Origin of the sequence: Bradyrhizobium sp. 147 (assembly GCF_023073935.1) — a bacterium.
GTDB lineage: Bacteria > Pseudomonadota > Alphaproteobacteria > Rhizobiales > Xanthobacteraceae > Bradyrhizobium.
In genome coordinates, this window is sequence record NZ_JADPKL010000141.1 from 118,370 (window position 1) to 137,293 (window position 18,924).

21 protein-coding genes and 1 tRNA gene are annotated in these 18,924 nt (G+C 63.7%); 10 read left to right on the plus strand and 12 right to left on the minus strand.

Annotated features, from left to right (window positions below):
- Positions 1-20: 20 nt before the first annotated feature.
- On the minus strand, positions 21-395 hold the full coding sequence (locus tag IVA87_RS33900; RefSeq protein WP_247337386.1) for a hypothetical protein: 375 nt from the start codon (positions 393-395) through the stop codon (positions 21-23).
- 133 nt (positions 396-528) lie between these two features.
- Here IVA87_RS33900 and IVA87_RS33905 point away from each other — a divergent pair, with 133 nt between their 5' ends.
- Positions 529-1,158, plus strand: a complete 630-nt coding sequence (locus IVA87_RS33905; RefSeq protein ID WP_247294834.1) for a cation transporter — start codon at positions 529-531, stop codon at positions 1,156-1,158.
- 43 nt (positions 1,159-1,201) lie between these two features.
- Here IVA87_RS33905 and IVA87_RS33910 read toward each other — a convergent pair whose 3' ends face one another.
- The 6 genes from IVA87_RS33910 to IVA87_RS33930 all read right to left on the minus strand — a co-directional run bounded on the left by IVA87_RS33910 (position 1,202) and on the right by IVA87_RS33930 (position 7,577).
- Positions 1,202-1,915 carry a cytochrome c family protein gene (locus tag IVA87_RS33910; protein ID WP_247294655.1) on the minus strand — a complete coding sequence of 238 codons (714 nt, stop codon included), beginning with the start codon at positions 1,913-1,915 and terminating at the stop codon, positions 1,202-1,204.
- 2 nt (positions 1,916-1,917) lie between these two features.
- On the minus strand, positions 1,918-2,046 hold the full coding sequence (locus IVA87_RS35220) for a hypothetical protein (RefSeq protein ID WP_256466527.1): 129 nt from the start codon (positions 2,044-2,046) through the stop codon (positions 1,918-1,920).
- Between the two features lie 8 nt (positions 2,047-2,054).
- A complete protein-coding gene (locus IVA87_RS33915) occupies positions 2,055-5,240 on the minus strand; it encodes a CusA/CzcA family heavy metal efflux RND transporter (RefSeq protein ID WP_247337388.1) in 3,186 nt (1,061 codons plus the stop codon).
- On the minus strand, positions 5,237-6,676 hold the full coding sequence (locus IVA87_RS33920) for an efflux RND transporter periplasmic adaptor subunit (protein ID WP_247337391.1): 1,440 nt from the start codon (positions 6,674-6,676) through the stop codon (positions 5,237-5,239). Before IVA87_RS33920 ends, IVA87_RS33915 begins: the two co-directional genes overlap by 4 nt.
- A complete protein-coding gene (locus IVA87_RS33925) occupies positions 6,673-7,071 on the minus strand; it encodes a FixH family protein (protein WP_247294663.1) in 399 nt (132 codons plus the stop codon). Before IVA87_RS33925 ends, IVA87_RS33920 begins: the two co-directional genes overlap by 4 nt.
- Before the next feature lie 131 nt (positions 7,072-7,202).
- A complete protein-coding gene (locus IVA87_RS33930; protein WP_247294665.1) occupies positions 7,203-7,577 on the minus strand; it encodes a hypothetical protein in 375 nt (124 codons plus the stop codon).
- A 458-nt stretch (positions 7,578-8,035) separates the two neighbouring features.
- Here IVA87_RS33930 and IVA87_RS33935 point away from each other — a divergent pair, with 458 nt between their 5' ends.
- On the plus strand, positions 8,036-8,185 hold the full coding sequence (locus tag IVA87_RS33935) for a hypothetical protein (RefSeq protein ID WP_247294668.1): 150 nt from the start codon (positions 8,036-8,038) through the stop codon (positions 8,183-8,185).
- Positions 8,186-8,195: 10 nt separating this feature from the next.
- Positions 8,196-9,089, plus strand: a complete 894-nt coding sequence (locus IVA87_RS33940; protein ID WP_247294671.1) for a hypothetical protein — start codon at positions 8,196-8,198, stop codon at positions 9,087-9,089.
- Between the two features lie 62 nt (positions 9,090-9,151).
- Here the strand turns inward: IVA87_RS33940 and pepT are convergent, their stop codons facing one another.
- The 5 genes from pepT to IVA87_RS33965 all read right to left on the minus strand — a co-directional run bounded on the left by pepT (position 9,152) and on the right by IVA87_RS33965 (position 11,759).
- The gene (pepT, locus tag IVA87_RS33945) at positions 9,152-10,402 is read right to left on the minus strand and encodes a peptidase T (protein ID WP_247337392.1); all 1,251 of its coding nucleotides are present in this window, start codon (positions 10,400-10,402) and stop codon (positions 9,152-9,154) included.
- 104 nt (positions 10,403-10,506) lie between these two features.
- Positions 10,507-10,806 (minus strand): HU family DNA-binding protein, encoded by a 300-nt coding sequence (locus IVA87_RS33950; RefSeq protein WP_091886018.1) that lies wholly within the window; start codon positions 10,804-10,806, stop codon positions 10,507-10,509.
- A gap of 176 nt (positions 10,807-10,982) precedes the next feature.
- Positions 10,983-11,059 (minus strand) — tRNA-Asp (locus IVA87_RS33955).
- Positions 11,060-11,219: 160 nt separating this feature from the next.
- A complete protein-coding gene (locus IVA87_RS33960; RefSeq protein WP_247294677.1) occupies positions 11,220-11,423 on the minus strand; it encodes a hypothetical protein in 204 nt (67 codons plus the stop codon).
- 93 nt (positions 11,424-11,516) lie between these two features.
- Positions 11,517-11,759 (minus strand): hypothetical protein, encoded by a 243-nt coding sequence (locus IVA87_RS33965; RefSeq protein ID WP_247294680.1) that lies wholly within the window; start codon positions 11,757-11,759, stop codon positions 11,517-11,519.
- A gap of 92 nt (positions 11,760-11,851) precedes the next feature.
- Between IVA87_RS33965 and IVA87_RS33970 the strand changes: the two genes are divergently transcribed.
- The 7 genes from IVA87_RS33970 to IVA87_RS34000 all read left to right on the plus strand — a co-directional run bounded on the left by IVA87_RS33970 (position 11,852) and on the right by IVA87_RS34000 (position 18,913).
- A complete protein-coding gene (locus IVA87_RS33970) occupies positions 11,852-14,098 on the plus strand; it encodes a TonB-dependent siderophore receptor (RefSeq protein ID WP_247337432.1) in 2,247 nt (748 codons plus the stop codon).
- 613 nt (positions 14,099-14,711) lie between these two features.
- Positions 14,712-15,077: an NADH-quinone oxidoreductase subunit A gene (locus tag IVA87_RS33975; RefSeq protein WP_008136158.1), complete on the plus strand. Its 366-nt coding sequence runs from the start codon at positions 14,712-14,714 to the stop codon at positions 15,075-15,077.
- A complete protein-coding gene (locus tag IVA87_RS33980) occupies positions 15,068-15,655 on the plus strand; it encodes an NADH-quinone oxidoreductase subunit B (RefSeq protein ID WP_247294683.1) in 588 nt (195 codons plus the stop codon). Before IVA87_RS33975 ends, IVA87_RS33980 begins: the two co-directional genes overlap by 10 nt.
- A gap of 11 nt (positions 15,656-15,666) precedes the next feature.
- On the plus strand, positions 15,667-16,275 hold the full coding sequence (locus IVA87_RS33985; RefSeq protein ID WP_247294685.1) for an NADH-quinone oxidoreductase subunit C: 609 nt from the start codon (positions 15,667-15,669) through the stop codon (positions 16,273-16,275).
- A gap of 34 nt (positions 16,276-16,309) precedes the next feature.
- Positions 16,310-16,690 (plus strand): four helix bundle protein, encoded by a 381-nt coding sequence (locus tag IVA87_RS33990; RefSeq protein ID WP_256466528.1) that lies wholly within the window; start codon positions 16,310-16,312, stop codon positions 16,688-16,690.
- Positions 16,691-16,739: 49 nt separating this feature from the next.
- Positions 16,740-17,936 (plus strand): NADH-quinone oxidoreductase subunit D, encoded by a 1,197-nt coding sequence (locus tag IVA87_RS33995; protein ID WP_247277158.1) that lies wholly within the window; start codon positions 16,740-16,742, stop codon positions 17,934-17,936.
- A complete protein-coding gene (locus IVA87_RS34000; RefSeq protein ID WP_247294687.1) occupies positions 17,936-18,913 on the plus strand; it encodes an FkbM family methyltransferase in 978 nt (325 codons plus the stop codon). Before IVA87_RS33995 ends, IVA87_RS34000 begins: the two co-directional genes overlap by 1 nt.
- Positions 18,914-18,924 lie beyond the last annotated feature (11 nt).

Sequence of the window (18,924 nt, forward strand, 5' to 3'; positions counted from 1 at the left end):
GGGGCGCCCGACCAATCCGTTCAGGCAATGTGTTTGGGAGGCGGCGAGTCGGTATCGGGAGTAATTCCGGCGAGCCGGGGTCCACGCTGCGGGCGCGATGCAGACACGAGCGCGACCGATGCGGCGGACAGCGCCGGCTGCGCCACCGTCACCGAGAAGCAGCCATGGCAATGGTGTCCGCCGATCACCTTGTGGTCGCCGTGGCCTGCGGAGCCATCGAGAATCGAAGCGATTTCCGAGCCGCCGGACGGGCTGGTCACATCGATGTCATGAGTGCCGTGGAGGGCGCCGGACAGCAGGTACATGACCGTGACAAACACAGCCACGAGCCCACGCCAATTGCGCGTGTGCCTGAGTCTGAGGGGCCGGCGGTTCAAGATCACGAATTTACTCATCTTGTCGATCAGGCTGGCCTACCACAGCGATGGGAACAGTGTCGACCCGCAACAATGTTACGTATGCGGAACTTGATCTCGCGGAGCGGGCCCCGTGATTGTCCGGCGCGTGCAACCGCTCTATACTGTGAGCATGGCTGATGCATGCTGCTCACCGCCGCCGCTCAATTTCGATCGCCATCGCGACAACAAGGCGTATCGTCGCGTGCTTTGGGCTGTGCTCGCCATCAATGCCGTCATGTTCCTGGCCGAGATCGGCGCGGGCCTTGCTGCGGGATCGGCGTCGCTCCAGGCTGACGCGCTCGATTTTCTTGGAGACGCCGCGAACTACGCCATCAGCCTTCTGGTGGTCGGCATGGCGCTGCGCTATCGTGCCGCCGCAGCGCTCGCAAAGGCGCTGACGATGGGTGCCTTTGGCCTGTGGGTCGTCGGCACGGTGGTCTGGCACGCAGCCCATGGCACGCTGCCGAACGCTTTCACCATGGGGATGGTTGGCGTCGCGGCGCTTGCCGCGAACGTCGCCTCCTTCGGGCTGCTGTGGGCCCATCGCAAGGGCGACTCCAATATGCGCTCCGCTTGGATATGCACCCGCAATGACGTGCTCGGAAATATCGCCGTGTTGTCGGCCGCCCTCGGCGTGTTCGGGACCGGTGCGGGCTGGCCCGATATCATCGTGGCCGCAATCATGGCCGGCCTCGCGCTTCAGGGAGCGGTTGTCGTGGTACGGCACTCCCGCATGGAGCTGAAGGTTGCTCCGGCCTAATAACAAAACCTTGGTGGCGGCCAGATGGCGACCAGCCACGAACTCAGCAGTGATCTTCTATCGCTTTGGAGATTTCGTTCGGCGCGGCGAAAATCACGTCCGCCCGGTCACCCATCATGCCGGCCGATACGATAGCAGGCGCGCCGCTCTGCGGCCCGTCTTCGCTGGAATCTGTTTTCAGCCGCAGATTGCGTTCCCAGAAGGGGCGCGTCTTGCCGTCGGCCGTTGTCACCCGATAGGTGTCCCGACAGTGGGTAATGCCGGTGACGCGCTGCGCGGGATTCAGCTTCTTCAGATTGGGGGCGCGGCCGCTACCCATCATCCCTCCCATCATGCCACTCCCATTCATGCGGTTTTCGGCCGTTCGCTCCGGCGCGGCCCCCGGCCTGGTGGACTCTTTAAGGAACGCCAACAGATCCGCGCGAACGCGTGAGTCCTTGATACCCTCGAACGGCATCTCGTTATCAGGCACCATGCGCGCAGGATCGGTTAACCAGGCGTCCAGCGAGCGGTCATCCCAAATGATCCCGGAGGCTTTGAGCGCGTCGGAGTAGCGCTCGAAACTCGGCAAGCTTGCGGCCTTCCTCCCCCAGAGATTTGCAAGACTTGGCCCCGTCATGTTGCGGTCGGGCTCGAGCGAGTGACATGCCGCACAGACGCGAAAATCGCGTTCGCCCCGAGCCACGCTGTCCTGCTGCGCGCCGGCCGGCGACGAGACAAGGACGGCCGCGAATGCCACGAAGAGAAGGCGATCCATGTTCAATCTCCCCGATTTGAGAAGAAGAGATACTTGATCAGCGCTGCCGCCCCGAGCGCGAGCACGACGATGACCAGAACCGCGATCAGCCCCATGCCGCCCATCATTCCCGACATCGTGTCCTGCATCATGGCTCACCTCATTCGGCTGGCTCCTGGATTCGCGACTTTGCAACGGTCGCCTTCGATTTTCCCGGAGGTTCTGGTTTGCCCGCAGAAGGCAAATGGAAGCCCTTCACGATGCCGAAGATCGCGGGGATCACGATCAACGTCAGCAGGGTCGAGGAGATCATGCCGCCGATCATGGGCACAGCTATGCGCTGCATGATCTCCGAGCCGGTGCCGGTGCTCCACATGATCGGCAGCAGGCCGGCCATGATCGCGACCACCGTCATCATCTTCGGGCGGACGCGCTCGACGGCGCCCTCCATGATGGCCTCGCGAAGGTCTATCCGGCTCAATGTCCAACCCTCGGCGGCGCGGCGCTCCTTGATCTCCGCAAGCGCTTGATTGAGGTAGATCAGCATCACCACGCCGGTCTCGGCGGCTACGCCGGCGAGCGCGATGAAGCCCACGGCCACGGCGACGGAGAGGTTGAACCCGAGCCACCACATCAGCCAGAGCCCGCCGACCAGCGCGAATGGCAGCGACAGCATCACGATCATTGTGTCCATGACCGACCGGAAATTGAGGTACAGCAACAGGAAGATGATGAGGAGCGTGGCCGGCACGACGATTTTCAGACGGGCCATGGCCCGCTCGAGATATTCGTACTGGCCGCTCCAAACCACGTAGTAGCCGGGCGGAAACTGGATGCTGGCCTGGACGACGCGCTGCGCCTCCGCGACGTAGCCGCCGAGATCGCGGTCGCGGATGTCGACGTAGATGTAAGTGGCGAGCTGTGCGTTCTCCGTCCGGATCGATGTCGGGCCGCGCGCGAGTTGGACGGTCGCGACTTCCGCGAGCGGGACGGCGCCGCCGGCCGGCATGGGAACGAGGATGTCGCTTGCGATCTTCTTCGGATTGTCCCGAAGGTCGCGGGGATAGCGCATATTGACCGTGAAGCGCTGCCGGCCCTCGACGGTGGTCGTGATCGCCTGACCGCCGAGTGCGGTCGCGATGGTGTCCTGGACGTCCTGGACCATGATCCCGTAACGCGCCAGCGCCGAGCGATCGGGCGCGATTTCCAGATAGTAGCCGCCGATGCTCCGCTCAGCGTAGGCGGACGAAGTCCCCGGCACCGCCCGCAGCACCTGCTCAATCTGCTTCGCGAGCTTGTCGATCTCGACGAGCTCGGTGCCGATGACCTTGACGCCGACGGGCGTCCGGATGCCGGTCGAGAGCATGTCGATGCGCGCCTTAACAGGCATGGTCCACGCGTTCGACACGCCTGGGAATTGCAGCGCCTTGTCCATTTCGGCGATCAGCCCGTCGATGGTGAGGCCTGGCCGCCACTGTCCCTTCGGCTTCAGGTTGACCACGGTCTCGAACATCTCGGTCGGCGCCGGGTCGGTCGACGTGGACGCGCGCCCCGCCTTGCCGTAGACGGACGCCACTTCCGGAAACGACTTGATGATGCGATCCTGCGTCTGCATCAGTTCGGCCGCCTTGGTGACCGAGATGCCGGGCAGCGTCGTCGGCATGTAGAGCAGCGTGCCCTCGTTGAGATTCGGCATGAATTCGGTTCCGAGCTGGCGCGCCGGCCAAATCGTCACCGTGAGCACGGCGAGCGCGAGCAGAATAACCAATGTCTTTGCGCGCAGCACGCCCTTGATGACCGGTCGGTAGATCCAGATCAGGAAGCGGTTGATCGGATTCCTGTGCTCCGGAACGATCCGCCCGCGGACGAAGATCACCATCAGCGCCGGGACCAATGTCACCGAGAGCAGCGCCGCCGCGGCCATCGCAAAGGTCTTGGTGAAGGCGAGCGGGCTGAACAGCCGTCCCTCTTGCGATTCCAGCGTGAAGATCGGCATGAACGACACGGTGATGATGAGCAGGCTGAAGAACAGCGCCGGCCCGACCTCGGAGGCGGAATCGATCAGGATCGCGATCCGCGAGCGGCCGGGCTCGGCGCGCTCCAGGTGCTTGTGGGCGTTCTCGATCATGACGATGGCGGCATCGACCATGGCACCGATTGCGATCGCAATGCCGCCGAGACTCATGATGTTGGAGCCAATTCCGAGCAGCTTCATGGCACCAAAGGCCATCAGAACGCCCACGGGAAGCATCAGGATCGCGACGAGCGCGCTGCGGACGTGCAGCAGGAACACGATGCAAACCAGCGCGACGACGGCGCTTTCTTCGACCAGCGTGTGCTTGAGCGTGTCGATGGCGGCATAGATCAGGTTCGACCGGTCATAGACCGGCACGATCTCGACTGATTTGGGCAGGCTGGTTGCGATCTCCCTGAAGCGCTTCTTGACGTTCTCGATGACGTCGAGCGCGTTCATGCCGAAGCGCTGGAGGACGATGCCACTGGCGACTTCCCCCTCGCCGTTGAGTTCGGTGATGCCGCGCCGCTCGTCCGGTCCCAGTTCGACCCTGGAGACGTCCCGTAGCAGCACCGGCGTGCCCTTGTCGGTCTTGAGGACGATGTTGCCGAGATCGTCGATACTCTTCAGGTAACCCTTTCCGCGGATGACGTACTCGAACTCCGACAGCTCGACGGTACGCCCGCCGACGTCGGTATTGCTGGCACGGATCGCGTCCCGGATCTTCTGCATCGTGATGCCGAGATCGCGCATCCGCTGCGCGTCGAGGACGACGTTGTACTGCTTGACGAAGCCGCCGACGCTCGCAACCTCCGCGACGCCCTCGGCCTTGGCGAGCGCGAATTTGAGATTCCAGTCCTGGATGGTGCGCGTGTCCGCGAGGTTCAGTTCCTTGGACATCACGGCGTACTGGTAGACCCAGCCGACGCCGGTTGCGTCCGGACCGATGGTCGGCGTCACTCCTGCCGGCAGCCGTGAGGTGGCGGCGTTGAGGAATTCGAGGACCCGCGAGCGGGCCCAGTAGATGTCGGTGCCGTCCTCGAAGATCACGTAGACGAAGGAAACACCGAAGAAGGAGAAGCCGCGTACGACCTTGGATTTCGGCACCGTGAGCATGGCGGTGGCCAATGGATAAGTGACCTGGTCCTCGATCACCTGCGGCGCCTGCCCCGAATACTCGGTATAGACGATGACCTGCGTGTCGGAGAGGTCTGGAATGGCGTCCAGCGGCAGATGGACGAGCGCGTAGAGTCCGGCGGCAGCCGCGAAGCCGGTGCCGAACAGCACCAGCAGCAGGTTGCGCGCCGACCAGGCGATCACGCGGGCGATCATGGGCGCGCTCCCATCGTGCCTGCCGCTGGGGCGGGTTGCGCACCCTCGGGCGCGGCAAACCCCTTCAGCGCGGCCTTCAGGTTGCTCTCGGCGTCGATCAGGAAATTGGCCGAGGTGACGACGGCCTCGCCCTCCGACACGCCCTGGGTAACTTCGACGAGTCCGCCGCCGCGACGGCCGAGCTTCACTTCACGCGGCTCGAAGCGGCCCTCCCCCTTGTCGACCAGGACGGCCTGGCGGCTTCCGCTGTCGAGCACGGCGCTCTCCGCCACCGCCAGCACCGGTCCCGGCGTGCCGGCCTCGATCTCGGCATCGACATACATCTCGGGCCGCAGCACTTCGTCGGGATTGGGCACCTCGATCCGGATTCGCGCGGTGCGCGTCGCGGCGTTGAGATGGGGATAGATCAGCGCCACCGTCCCGGCGAAGCTCTGGCCGGCGAGCGCCCGCGGCCGGATGGTCACCTTCGTGCCGACGGCGACCTGCGGCAGATCGCGCTCCGCCACATCGATGAGCACCCAGAGCAGGCGGTGGTCGGCGATCCTGAACAGCACGTCCCCGGGCCCCGCGCGCATGCCGGGCACGACGTTGCGCTCGAGGATCTCGCCGTCCTGCGGCGCGAGCCACGGAATCGAGAGTGAGATTTCCCGGGTGCGTTCGAGCTCCTTGACGGCGGGCTCCGGCGTGGCGAGATTCTCCAGCCGCCGCCGCGCACCCTTCAGCTCCTTGCCGGTGGCGCCGGCGTTGATCGCGGAGAGATATTCCGCGGCGGCGCTCGACAGCGCCGGGCTGTACACGTTCAGCAGCGGTTGCCCCTTGTGAACGTGATCGCCGGTCGTGACGTTGGCGACGCTCTCGACGAAACCCTCGAAGCGCAGCGCGACCACCGAAACGCGTCGCTCGTCCTCCTGGACGGTCCCTGGCGCGCGGATCAGGGTCGTGACGGGCCGCCTCACGACCGGCTCGGACTTGGCGCCCGTGCGCTGAATCTTGCCGGGCGACAGCTTCACCGAACCGTCGTCGCTGTCCTCGCCTTCGTAGACGGGAATGTAATCCATCCCCATCGAGTCCTTCTTCGGCACTGGCGAGGTGTCCGGCAGGCCCATCGGGTTGCGGTAGTATTTGATCTTGCGATCGCCCTTGGCGTCAGCAGTTACAACCCTGGGCGTTTCGTCGGGCTCGTCGAAGCTGATGTCCTCGTTCGCCCGCACGGCACGATAGCCGCGGCCGTCGGCCGTCTTCTTCGGGGTGAGCGAGTAGAACGGCCTGCCGTCCGGATCCCGGAAATAGATCGGTGCGCCCGTGTCCGCCGCATGCGCGGCGAAAGTCAGCGAGCTTGACTCCGAATGAGGCTGCATGGCGCGGCCGCCAATCAGCGCGACAGCGGCCGCCGCGAAAATCGCAGCGGCACGGCCAGTAACGGCGAGCCGGGTCATTTCTCGGCCGTGACGACGAGCTTGTTTTCGACCGTGCCGGTCTCGCCCTGCACCTTGGCGCCCAGCGAGAGCTGCCAACGTCCGGCCATGCTGAAATTGGCCTTGAAGCGATAGGTCCCGGGTTCGGTGCCCGGCAGCGGCGTGAGCTTAGTGACCATCTCCTGCATGCCGTCAGGCGCCATGTCGAGCCGAGTGGCGAAGATCACCGCATCGGGTATCGCCTTGCCGCTGGTCTTGTCGACCAGCCGCACGGTTACGATGCGATCGGCCCCGGTCTTGATGGTCGGTTGAACCAGTTGGAATTCGTAGTTCTTGATCTCGGCGTGAGCGCTCCCCGTGAGCACAGCACCGATCAGCGCGGCCAGAGCGGTGCGCGCGAGCTTGGGCGTCGTCATGATTTATAGTTCCTCGATGGGTCTGATGGAGCCGCCGGAGCTGCACGCGGCGAGCCGGGATGCAGCCAAGCGGCAGGCAATCGCGCGCGCCGATGTCGGCGCGCACGATCATCAGGCGCGTCAGCGCCCAATCAGGCCCGGGTTCGAGGAGGATGGTCGGGTGGCTTGGCGGCGAGCCCGTCGCGCAGGCGGTCATTGCGCGGCGCGAGCGCGCTCCTCTGTGGCTGCCGCTCGATCAAAGTGCTCGCTCCGAACGGAGCGGAGAGCGACAGGCTCAGCATGCACAATGCGACGAACGGACAGGAATCGCAGGCCTTGCTCTTGGTCTGATCCGGGCAGCAGGGCATGTCTTCGGACATGCCTTGCGTGTCGTCTGACATTGCGGGCATGCTGCCAACAGCACCGGATACCGGCATGGCGGATGCAGGCGTCGCCAGCGGCGCGAGCACGAGCCCGGCCGCGACCAGCAGCATCACCACAGCGTTGGCGAACGGTTTCACGAACATGCCCCATTGTCGCACGGCGGAGCGGAACCTGCAAACCGGCCGGGCATCACGACTTGGCCATTCGTTTGCGTACCTTGTGCAAAAGGAGCTCCCGCAATCAGGCATTAACCAGCGCGGAGCGCTCCGTTGCCGCGACGAGATCGTTCGGTGGCCAGCAGATCGCAAAGAAAGTCGCGGCTCGACCGTGATGGTGGAAACGGGAATGGCCTTTTTCCGGAATGCATTTGCCTGATGCAGTCACGCTGTTCTGCGGTCCACGCGGCGCTCCCGATCCGGAAGGTTCCGGCCGACACATTTCATCATCCGCCCTCGGCGTGGTTAACATATGACAGCAAGACTTGGGAGGCGGCCCTAAGCGCAAAGGCCCCAGCCCGGGACTGACCGGCTGGGGCCTCATGTGCTCACAATCTTCATCCTTGGGACTCGGGCAGACAATCCGCATCTCGCCGATGCGTTCCATGGCAGATGCCAAATTTGGAACGTTCCTCATTCCTTGTGATTACCGAGCAGAGGTATCTGAGGAGGAAGGGACCATGGACGGACTGATTTATCTCATCGGCTTGATCGTCGTGATCATGGCGATCCTGTCGTTCTTCGGCCTGCGCTGAGAGAACGGCAATGGCTATTGAAACTCTCGTACGGGAAGACGTCATGGAGGGCGGCGTGGCTACAGCCGACGAACGCCGGACCATCCAATGGAGCTCGGTACTTGCAGGCTCTCTCGCCGCCAGCGCAATGTCGTTCATCCTGATCGGCTTTGGCGTCGCGGTCGGCCTGGGTGTCAGCTCGGCCTCGCCGACGTGGCGGGATGCCTCAGCGGCGCTTGCGTTGCTGTCCGGCCTGTATCTAATCATCCAGGCGATCGTCAGTTTTGGGTTCGGCGGTTACATCGCCGGCCGGACCGCGCGACCGGCGCCGGCACTTGCAACGATCGAGGATGATCGCGAGCGGCGGGACGGGCTGCATGGCCTGACGTCGTGGGCTCTCGCGGTGCTTCTCGGCGCCGCGCTGCTCGCGCTGCTCGGTGCAGCTGCGATCGACCGTTCGCCGACGCGCAGCTCGGCCAGCAACACTTCGGCCGCCGAACCGCTGTTGAGCTATGAGCTCGACAAGCTGTTCCGCGCGCCGCGGCGCCCGCCCAACACCGATCTGCGGGAACCCCGCGCCGAAGCAGGACGCATCCTGATGACGTCATCGAGCCACAGCGGTGTCAGCACCGATGATCGAAACTATCTCGTGCAGCAGGTGGCCGCGCTGACGGGTCTCGCAGCGCCGGACGCCGAACGACGGGTTGATGCTTCGATCGCGGATGCCAGGACAGCCATCAACCGCGCGCGGCGCAACTCGATTATCGTTGCGTTCTCGGTTGCGGCCGCGACCCTGATCGGGGCCGCAGTGGCCTGGGCCGCAGCGGTCGCCGGCGGGCGACATCGTGACGGAGAACCGCTGCCGAAGTGGATGGCGAGTGCCAACCGGTTCCATCGCAACCCGCGCGCGATGCCGGTGCCCTGATCCCAAAGCAAATGGCCGGGGATAAAGCCCGGCCATTTCCGCATGCACAACGATAAGAGGCGCTAGGCCCGTTCTTCCCAGATCATCGCGAGATGCACGATGGTCTGCACCGCCTTCTCCATATCCTGCCGGCTGACCCATTCGAGCCGCGAATGAAACGCGTGCTCGCCGGCGAAGATGTTGGGGCAGGGCAGGCCCATGAAGGACAGGCGCGAGCCGTCGGTGCCGCCGCGGATCGCGGTGCGCATCGGGCGCAAACCGGCGCGGCGGATCGCTTCGATGGCGTATTCGAGGACGTGGGGGTGACGGTCGATCACCTGCTTCATGTTGCGATACTGCTCGCGCACCTCGAATTTGTAGGTCGAGCGCGGATAGTCCTTCATCACGTCCTTGACGATGTTCTCGAGCAGGACCTCCTTCTCCTTCAGCCCATCCTCGTTGAAGTCGCGGAGGATGAAGGAGAGCGTCGCCTGTTCCAGCGCGCCCTCGATGCCGACCGGGTGCAGAAAGCCCTGCTTGCCTGAGGTCGTCTCCGGCGAGCAGCCTTCCTTGGGCAGGCGCTCGACGATGGCGGCGGCGATCTTGATCGCGTGCTCCATCTTGCCCTTGGCATAGCCGGGATGGGCGCTGACGCCGTTGATAGTGATGGTGGCCCCATCGGCCGAGAAAGTCTCGTCCTCGACGCAGCCGGCGCTCTCGCCGTCCATGGTGTAGCCGAAATCGGCGCCGAGCTTCTTCAAATCGACATTGTCGACGCCGCGGCCGATCTCTTCATCTGGCGTGAACAGGATCTTGATGGTGCCGTGCTTCACATCCGGATTATTGATGAAAAAATGCGCGGCATCCATGATCTCGGCGACGCCGGCCTTGTTGTCGGCGCCTAACAACGTGGTGCCGTCGGTCGTGATGATGTCGTTGCCGATCTGGTTCTTCAGCGCAGGGTGCTCGGCGAAGCGGATCACTTGGCTGGTGTCGCCGGGCAGCACGATGTCGCCGCCGCGATAGTTCTTCACCACCTGCGGCTTGACGTCCTTGCCGGTGACGTCGGGCGAGGTGTCCATGTGCGAGCAGAAACAGATCACCGGCACCTTCTTAGGTGTGTTGGCCGGGATCGTTGCATAGACATAGCCGAACTCGTCGAGATGCGCGTCCGCAACGCCCATGGCTTTGAGCTCGGCGGCGAGCACGCGGCCGAGATCCTTCTGCTTCTCGGTCGAAGGCGAGGCCGCCGATTCCGGATCGGACTGGGTGTCGATGGTGACGTAGCGCAGGAAGCGCTCGGTCACGGTATGCGAAAAGGTGAGGGGGGACATTTCTGCTCAAACCGCCGGGTCAGGGGGAAGCTGGCGGTATACCAGAAAAGCGGGCTGCGTTGCGGACAGAACGATGTCGGGTCGGGCGTCACGAAGCGTAATTGCTAGATCGCCTCTTTTAGTTCCTTGACGGGGCGGAACGCGACCTTCCTGCTGGCCTTGATGTGGATCGGCTCGCCAGTGGCGGGATTGCGGCCGGTGCGGGCGGCGCGCTTGCGGACCTGGAGAATGCCGAGGCCGACGATCCGGACGCGGTCGCCCTTCTTCAGGTGCTTGGTGATCAGGTCGACCATGTCGGTCAGGACGGCCTCGGCGCGCTTTTTCGACAGGTCCTGGCTTTCCGCAATGTCAGCAGCGAGGTGCTTGAGCGTAATGGTGGCGGGAGCGGCTGCCTTCTTCGCCATGTCTGACCTCCTCGTTCTGGCCGGTGGCTCGGGGACACCCCTGAACCCCGCAAGTTCTTGGAGGCGTAGACGATTCGGGCGCGGCCTGACTATGCCGGCTCGAATGTCGTCCATGGCTTGCGCCGATGCGACAGCGTCGAGAAGTTCAGGCTAAGACTATGAAGGGATTGCCAAAATGGCGCGAGAGACGGGGCTCGAACCCGCGACCTCCGGCGTGACAGGCCGGCGCTCTAACCAACTGAGCTACTCCCGCGTGGCGCGCTGAACGCGTGCGGAACGTGGGGGGACTTAAAGGGGGGACATGGTGAAGTCAAGGACGTTGCGCTCCGCCGGTGCATCTCGGTTAAGCATTGCTCTGGAAAACGAAAATGGCCGCCCGGCGGCGGCCATTGGTCAGCCCGGTCGAGTGCGTCTCAGCGAATCTGCGACGCGCCTGCGCTGGTCACCACCACCGGCTTGCCGGCCTTGATGATTTGGGTGGACTGGGCGGTCTGGCTGTAATCGGCAGGGGTGCGGGCTGCAATCCCGAAGCCGGCCACCGCAATGCCGGCAACCAGCGCCACCACCACGATCTTCAGGTGGGTCGCACGATCAGCAGAGTGAATTGAGTGGTTCATATGAGCCTCCCGACGGACTTTGCCGTCGTCTATGGGCTCCTCTTCTAGGCACTCTCTGTTTCCGGATGGTTTCGCGGGTTCCGCAAAATGGTTTCATCTCCCCGCGCGCATGATGCGATCGTCGGCGCGCAGCAACGCAATCGGCGCCTGCTGGATCATTTGAGCGAAGCGATCCCACACACTGCTGCGGCAGATTGGGCAGCTCACGGCGACCGCCGCCGAGATGCTCGCGAACGAGAAGAATTCGCGTTCAGATCTCCGGTTCTGAAGATATTGAAGTGCTTCTAAGAATTTTTCTAAGAAGCTTTCAATTAGGCAATTCGCGCGCCCTCCCATAAGCGTCCCCCTAAGCGCATGTCGCCGCGGGGACTGGCGGCATGATGCATCAAAACATGCAGCTTTGGGGTGGCGCGTTGAACAGTCTTGGAATGCTGCGGTCGGCCGTGTTGGCGACCGCATCCGCTTGGGTCTTGGTGCCGCAGGCATCGCTCGCACAAGCATCGGCGCAGAGTGGCGCGCAGAACATTCCGTCGGTGACGGTCACGGCGCCTGAAGCGCGCCGCCGCGCCGCGGCGACCCCTCAGCGTCGTGTGCCGCGCTCGTCGGTGCAGACCGCCAACAGGAATAAGCCGCAGCCGCAGCGCAATGTCGGCGTGGTCGAAACGCCGCTCGGTCCGGTGAACGGCTACGTCGCCGGCCGCAGCTCGTCGGGCACCAAGACCAACACGCCGATCATAGAGACGCCGCAATCGGTCTCCGTGATCGGTGCCGAGCAGATCCGCGACCAGAAGATCGTCAGCAAGTTCGACGAGGTGCTGCGTTACACGCCCGGCGTGATCGGCGGCACCTACGGCGCCGATTTCCGCAACGACTGGTTCTTGATCCGCGGCTTCCCGGCGCAGAACGAGTCACTGTTCCTCGATGGCCTGCAGCTCTTCTACACCTCCTATGCGAGCTGGAAGCTGCAACCATTCAACCTCGAGCGCGTCGAGGTGCTGCGCGGGCCGTCCGGCATCCTGTACGGCGGCTCGGCGCCGGGCGGTCTCGTCAACGCGGTGAGCAAGCTGCCGCTCGCCGAGCCGGTGCGCTATCTCGAGGCCGGCATCAACAATTACGGCAACGCCTATACGGCGTTTGACTTCGGCGGCGTGGTCCCGCAGTCCGGCAACGGGCAAATGTTCTACCGGTTTGTCGGCCAGGTGCAGGGCGGCGGCACTCAGACCGACTATGTCTACGACAACAATTTCTTCTTCGCTCCGTCGGTGACCTGGCGGCCGGACGCCGACACCAAGCTCACCGTCTACGCCACGGCTGCGCACAACAACACCAGGGCGGAGAACTTCCTGCCCTATGTCGGCACCGTCACCAATGCGCCGTTCGGCCGCATTCCTACCAGCCTGTTCGTCGGCGACCCCCGCGCCGACCAGTTTCGCCGCGAGCAGGAGACGCTCGGCTACCAGTTCGCGAAGAACATCACGGACAGCCTGGACTTCCGCCAGAACGCGCGCTTCGGACATGTCGACGTCTTCTACACCGGCCTCTACGGGCTGGGCTACGCGACGACGCCGGCGGCCGCCGACATCATGCGCGGCAATTTCTACGCCCGCGGGGTCGCCAATCAATTAAACCTCGACAACCAGCTCGAGTACCGCTTTGCCACCGGCGCGCTGCAGCACACCGCGCTGCTCGGCGTCGACCTCAAGCATTACGCCCTCGACGACCGGCAGGGCTTTGGCGCGGGGACCAATCTTAACGTGCTCAATCCGGTCTACGGCGTCAACGCGCCGTTCAACGGAGCGCTGTATCGGGACGCCTATCTCACTCAGGGCATGGCGGCGGTTTATCTCCAGGATCAGGTCAAGCTCGATCGGCTAACGGTGGTGCTGTCCGGCCGTCAGGACTGGGTTGATCTCGTCAACCACAACCGGCTCGGCCCCGATCAAAGCCGCGCAGACAGCAAGTTCTCCGGCCGCGTCGGCGCGATCTACAATCTCGACTTTGGCGTCGCGCCGTATGCCTCCTACATGACGGGCTACAATCCGATTATCGGCATCAATGCGGCCGGACGGCTGCAGTTGCCGGAAACATCGGAGCAGACCGAGGTCGGCGTGAAGTACGAGCCGATCGGGCTCAACGCACGGTTCAGCGTCGCGTGGTTCGATCTGAAGCGCAAGAATGCGCTGACCACCGATCCAAACAATCCGCTGTTCCAGACCCAGAACGGCGAGGTCACCTCGCGTGGCGTCGAGCTCGAGGCGGTGGCGAACATCACGCCGGATTTCAAGCTGGTGGCGAGCTACACCAAGTACGAACTGTTCGTGAGCCAGGACCTCAATTCCGCGCTGATCGGCACGGTTCCGACCAACACTCCCCGGGAGTTCGCCTCGGTCTGGACCGATTATACCTTCAGCGAGGGCCCGCTGCGGGGCTTTGGCCTTGGCGGCGGCGTGCGCTACGTCGGCTCGTCTTTTGCCGACACCGCGAACACCGCGCTCGTTCCGTCCTTCGTGCTGGGCGATGTCGCCGTGCACTACGAGTGGGACAACCACTGGCGCGCGGCGCTCAACGTCGTGAACGTGACGGACAAGATCTACGTCGCGAGCTGCGCGGTCGTCACCTCATGCTACTATGGCGACCGTCGCCGCATCACCGCGAGCCTCGCCTACAAATGGTGATGGCGGGCGAGCGGAGAGCATCGTGAAGGCGCGAACGGTCAGGCTCTGGTCCGCGGTCCACGCCTGGACGTGCTCACGATCCTCGTGATCGGCAGCGGCCTGTGGCTGGCACGGTGGCGGAAGCGGGCGGCCGCCCGCGCCGAAGCATTCGCCAGACGAGCCCCGGTCCCGTCGTGATGCATGGCTGGTCCGATCGTTCGCACCTGTGGATTCGTGCCTTTGCTGCACTGCTCGGGGCCGCCGCCATCGCCGACTTGCTGGCGGCGCTGCTCTGGGGCAGGGTTGGCCAAAATGTCGCCTGGGGGCAGTGGGAGCGCCTGTCCTGGTTGTAATCTGGACTTTGCTGCGTCTCAGCCTAGATTAAGGTGCGCCTTCCCAATAGTGGACGTCACGGCCGAGCGCGCCTGGACCGATCGGGGATCGCCCTTGCTGGGTCAGCTGATCTGCTCCATACCAGCGCGGGGTGATTCCGGGATTTCCACCGTTCTGGGAGCGGCAAAGGGCCTGAAAAGAGCGTGTCTTGCGCCCATTGGTGCACTGCGCTAAGGCTCAGAATAATTCCAAATCGGACGAATCCGTGGCTGTCCCGAGGCTGCGGGAAAAAGGGCTCGTCATGAGCGGCATTCTACAGAACTATCTTCCACTCGTCGTCTTTATAGGGGTAGCGGGCCTCATCGGCCTCGTGCTGCTGATCGCGCCCTTCATCGTGGCGTTTCAGCAGCCGGACCCGGAAAAGCTGTCGGCGTATGAGTGCGGTTTCAACGCCTTCGACGACGCCCGCATGAAGTTCGACGTCCGCTTCTATCTAGTCGCCATCCTCTTCATCATCTTCGACCTCGAGGTGGCGTTCCTGTTTCCCTGGGCGGTGGCGTTCGGCAAGCTTGGCGCGACCGGCTTCTGGTCCATGGTGGTGTTCCTGGCCGTGCTGACGGTCGGGTTCGCCTATGAATGGAAGAAGGGAGCACTCGAATGGGATTGAACCCTACATCGTCCACGGGTCCGGTTGTTGCGCCGGCCCCCAAGGGCATCCTGGATCCATCGACCGGCAAGCCGGTCGGCGCCAATGATCCGTTCTTCCTCGAGGTCAATTCCGAGCTGTCTGACAAGGGCTTCTTCGTGGCCGCGACCGACGACCTCATCACTTGGGCGCGCACCGGCTCCTTGATGTGGATGACCTTCGGTCTCGCCTGCTGCGCGGTCGAGATGATGCAGATGTCGATGCCGCGCTATGACGTCGAGCGCTTCGGCTTCGCGCCGCGTGCTTCGCCGCGCCAGTCCGACGTGATGATCGTCGCCGGCACCCTGACCAACAAGATGGCCCCGGCGCTGCGCAAGGTCTACGACCAGATGCCAGAGCCGCGCTACGTCATCTCGATGGGCTCCTGCGCCAACGGCGGGGGCTACTACCACTATTCCTACTCGGTCGTGCGCGGCTGCGACCGCATCGTGCCGATCGACATCTACGTGCCGGGCTGCCCGCCCACGGCGGAGGCGCTGCTCTACGGCGTGCTGCTGCTTCAAAAGAAGATTCGCCGCACCGGCACCATCGAACGCTAAGGTTTTACGTCATGGACGACGCCAAGCTCGACGCCCTGGGGCAGACGATCGTTAGCGCGCTGCCGGGCGCCGCCACCGGTCACGCGGTGGCCTTCAACCAGCTCACGGTGGACGTCGACGCCAGCAAGATTGTCGAGGTGGTCAAGTACCTCCGTGACGATCCGAACTGCCGCTTCGTCAACTTCACCGACATCACGGCGGTGGACTATCCGGATCGCGAGAAGCGCTTCGACGTGATCTATCACTTGCTGTCGCCGACGCTGAACGCGCGGATCCGGCTCAGGGCCCAGGCCGACGAGACCACCCAGGTGCCCTCGCTGATCGATGTGTTCCCTGGCGCGGACTGGTTCGAGCGTGAGGCCTATGACCTCTACGGCGTGATCTTCGTCGGCCATCCCGATATGCGCCGCATCCTCACCGATTACGGTTTCGAGGGGCATCCGCTGCGCAAGGATTTCCCGCTCACCGGCTTCGTCGAGGTCCGCTACGACGACCAGGAGAAGCGGGTGGTCTACGAGCCTGTCAGGCTCAACCAAGAATTCCGCAAGTTCGATTTTCTCTCGCCGTGGGAAGGGGCGGACTATCCGGTCCTTCCGGGCGATGAAAAGGCGAAGCAGTGAGTTGCGAATAGCGAGTGGCGAATAGGGATGTTAATTGAGCGACCAGTCCATCAGTTCGTATCGGGACCTGAGAGTGTGGCAGGATGCCATGTCTCTGGCGGAGGCCTGCTATCGATTGGCGGCTCACTTCCCTCGCGACGAGCTGTTCGGCCTGACCTCGCAGATCAGACGGGCGGCGGCGTCCATTCCGGCAAACGTGGCGGAAGGACACGGGCGCAAAAACACCGGCAGCTTCGTGCAATCGCTGCGAATTTCGCAGGGATCGCTGAAGGAGTTGGAAACTCATCTGCTCTTGGCGGAGCGTGTCGGGATTTTGGCCGCATCCGATCTGGAGCGCGTCTTGGGTCGATGCGAGAGCTTGGGCAAAATGCTCCGCGCGTTGATACGTTCTCTGCAGGACAAGTCCACGAAATGACCATTCGCCATTCGCCATTCGCTATTCGCTGCGCAGCAGGAGCTGCGCCATGAACGAGCAACCGCAAAATCTCCGCAACTTCACCATCAATTTTGGACCGCAGCATCCCGCGGCCCATGGCGTGTTGCGTCTTGTGCTCGAATTGGACGGCGAAGTTGTCGAACGCGTCGATCCCCATATCGGCCTTCTTCACCGCGGCACCGAGAAGCTGATCGAGCAGAAGACCTATCTGCAGGCGATCCCTTATTTTGACCGGCTCGACTACGTCGCGCCGATGAACCAGGAGCACGCGTTCTGCCTCGCTGCCGAAAAGCTGCTCGGCATCGAGGTTCCGCGCCGCGGCCAGCTGATCCGCGTGCTCTATTGCGAGATCGGCCGCATCCTGTCGCATCTGCTCAACGTCACCACGCAGGCCATGGATGTCGGCGCGCTGACCCCGCCACTGTGGGGTTTCGAAGAGCGCGAGAAGCTGATGGTGTTCTACGAGCGCGCTTCGGGCAGCCGCATGCATGCCGCCTATTTCCGCGTCGGCGGCGTGCACCAGGACCTGCCGCAGAAGCTGGTCGACGACATCGAGGCCTGGTGCGATCCGTTCCTGAAAGTGGTGGACGACCTCGATCGCCTGCTCACCGCCAACCGCATCTTCAAGCAGCGCAACGTCGACATCGGCGTCGTGCCGCTCAAGGAAGCCTGGGAGTGGGGCTTTTCGGGCGTGATGGTGCGCGGCTCGGGCGCGGCCTGGGACCTGCGCAAGTCGCAGCCCTATGAATGCTACGCCGAGATGGATTTCGACATTCCAATTGGCAAGAACGGCGACTGCTACGATCGCTACCTGATCCGCATGGAAGAGATGCGCCAGTCCGTACGCATCATGAAGCAGTGCATCCAGAAGCTAAACGCGCCCGATGGCAAGGGGCCCATCGTCGTCGCGGATAACAAGGTCGCGCCGCCGCGCCGCGGCGAGATGAAGCGCTCGATGGAAGCGCTGATCCACCATTTCAAGCTCTACACCGAAGGCGTCCACGTGCCGGCCGGCGAAGTCTATGCCGCGGTCGAAGCGCCGAAGGGCGAGTTCGGCGTCTATCTCGTCTCCGACGGCACCAACAAGCCCTACAAGTGCAAGATCCGCGCGCCGGGCTTTGCCCATCTCCAGGCCATGGACCACATCTGCCGCGGCCATCTGCTCGCCGACGTCTCGGCCATCCTCGGCTCGCTCGACATCGTGTTCGGAGAGGTCGATCGGTGATGGCGCAGGCGCCAATTCAGTTTGACCGCGCCTCGGGGGCCCTTGAAGGGGCCAACCTGTGGGAGCGGACGGCTGCCTTGGCGCTGGTGACGGGATCGAAGATCTCGTCGCACTTCTCGCATATGGGCTACATCGCCTGCGCGAACCTGCTGCGGAAGACGCTGCCCGAGCGCAACATCGCGATCAGGCTCAATCCCGACGCCGTATTCGAATTTCCTTACGGCGACGGTTATTGGAGCAAGCTGCTCAACCGCTCCTACAATTACGAGGACGAGCTCGAGCTGCTGTTTTCCGACTCCGTCGACGTCGATTACACGCTGCTCGATTGCGGCGCCAATTACGGCTACTGGTCGGTGCTGGTGTCGAGCAGGCCGTTCGGTTCGCACAAGGCGATCGCGATCGAGCCGTCGGGCCAGAACTATCCGAAGCTCGCCAACAACGCCCGCGTCAACGGCAACCGCTTCGAGACGATGAAGTGCGCGATCGGCGCAGCCCGCGGTACCGCGCGGCTATCCGGCACCAAGCACGAGGCCTTCAGCATCGCCGGCGATCCCTCGGTGGGCGGCGAGGAGGTGCCTGTCATCGCCCTCGACGACCTGATCGACGACGGCAAGGTTGCCGCCGCCGGCAAGTACCTGATCAAGCTCGACGTCGAGGGCGTCGAGATCGAGGCGATCAAGGGCGGGGCGCGGCTGCTTCAGGCCGACAGCGTCATCATGTGCGAGGAGCACGGCAGCGACCGCTCCCATGCCGTTTCGCGCTACATCCTCGAACAGACCCCGCTGAAGCTGATCGTGTTCGATCCGCGCAGCAACCGGATGGAGACCGTGACCGAGCTGTCGATCCTCGATCGCATCAAGGTCTCGACCCACGTCGGCTACAACGTTTTCGGCACCGCGAGCGCATTCTGGCAGGACAGGATCGAAGCCCTGAATGCCAAGAATCCGAATGCCAAGACCGCGCGCCGCATGCAGTGAGAGATTGAAGC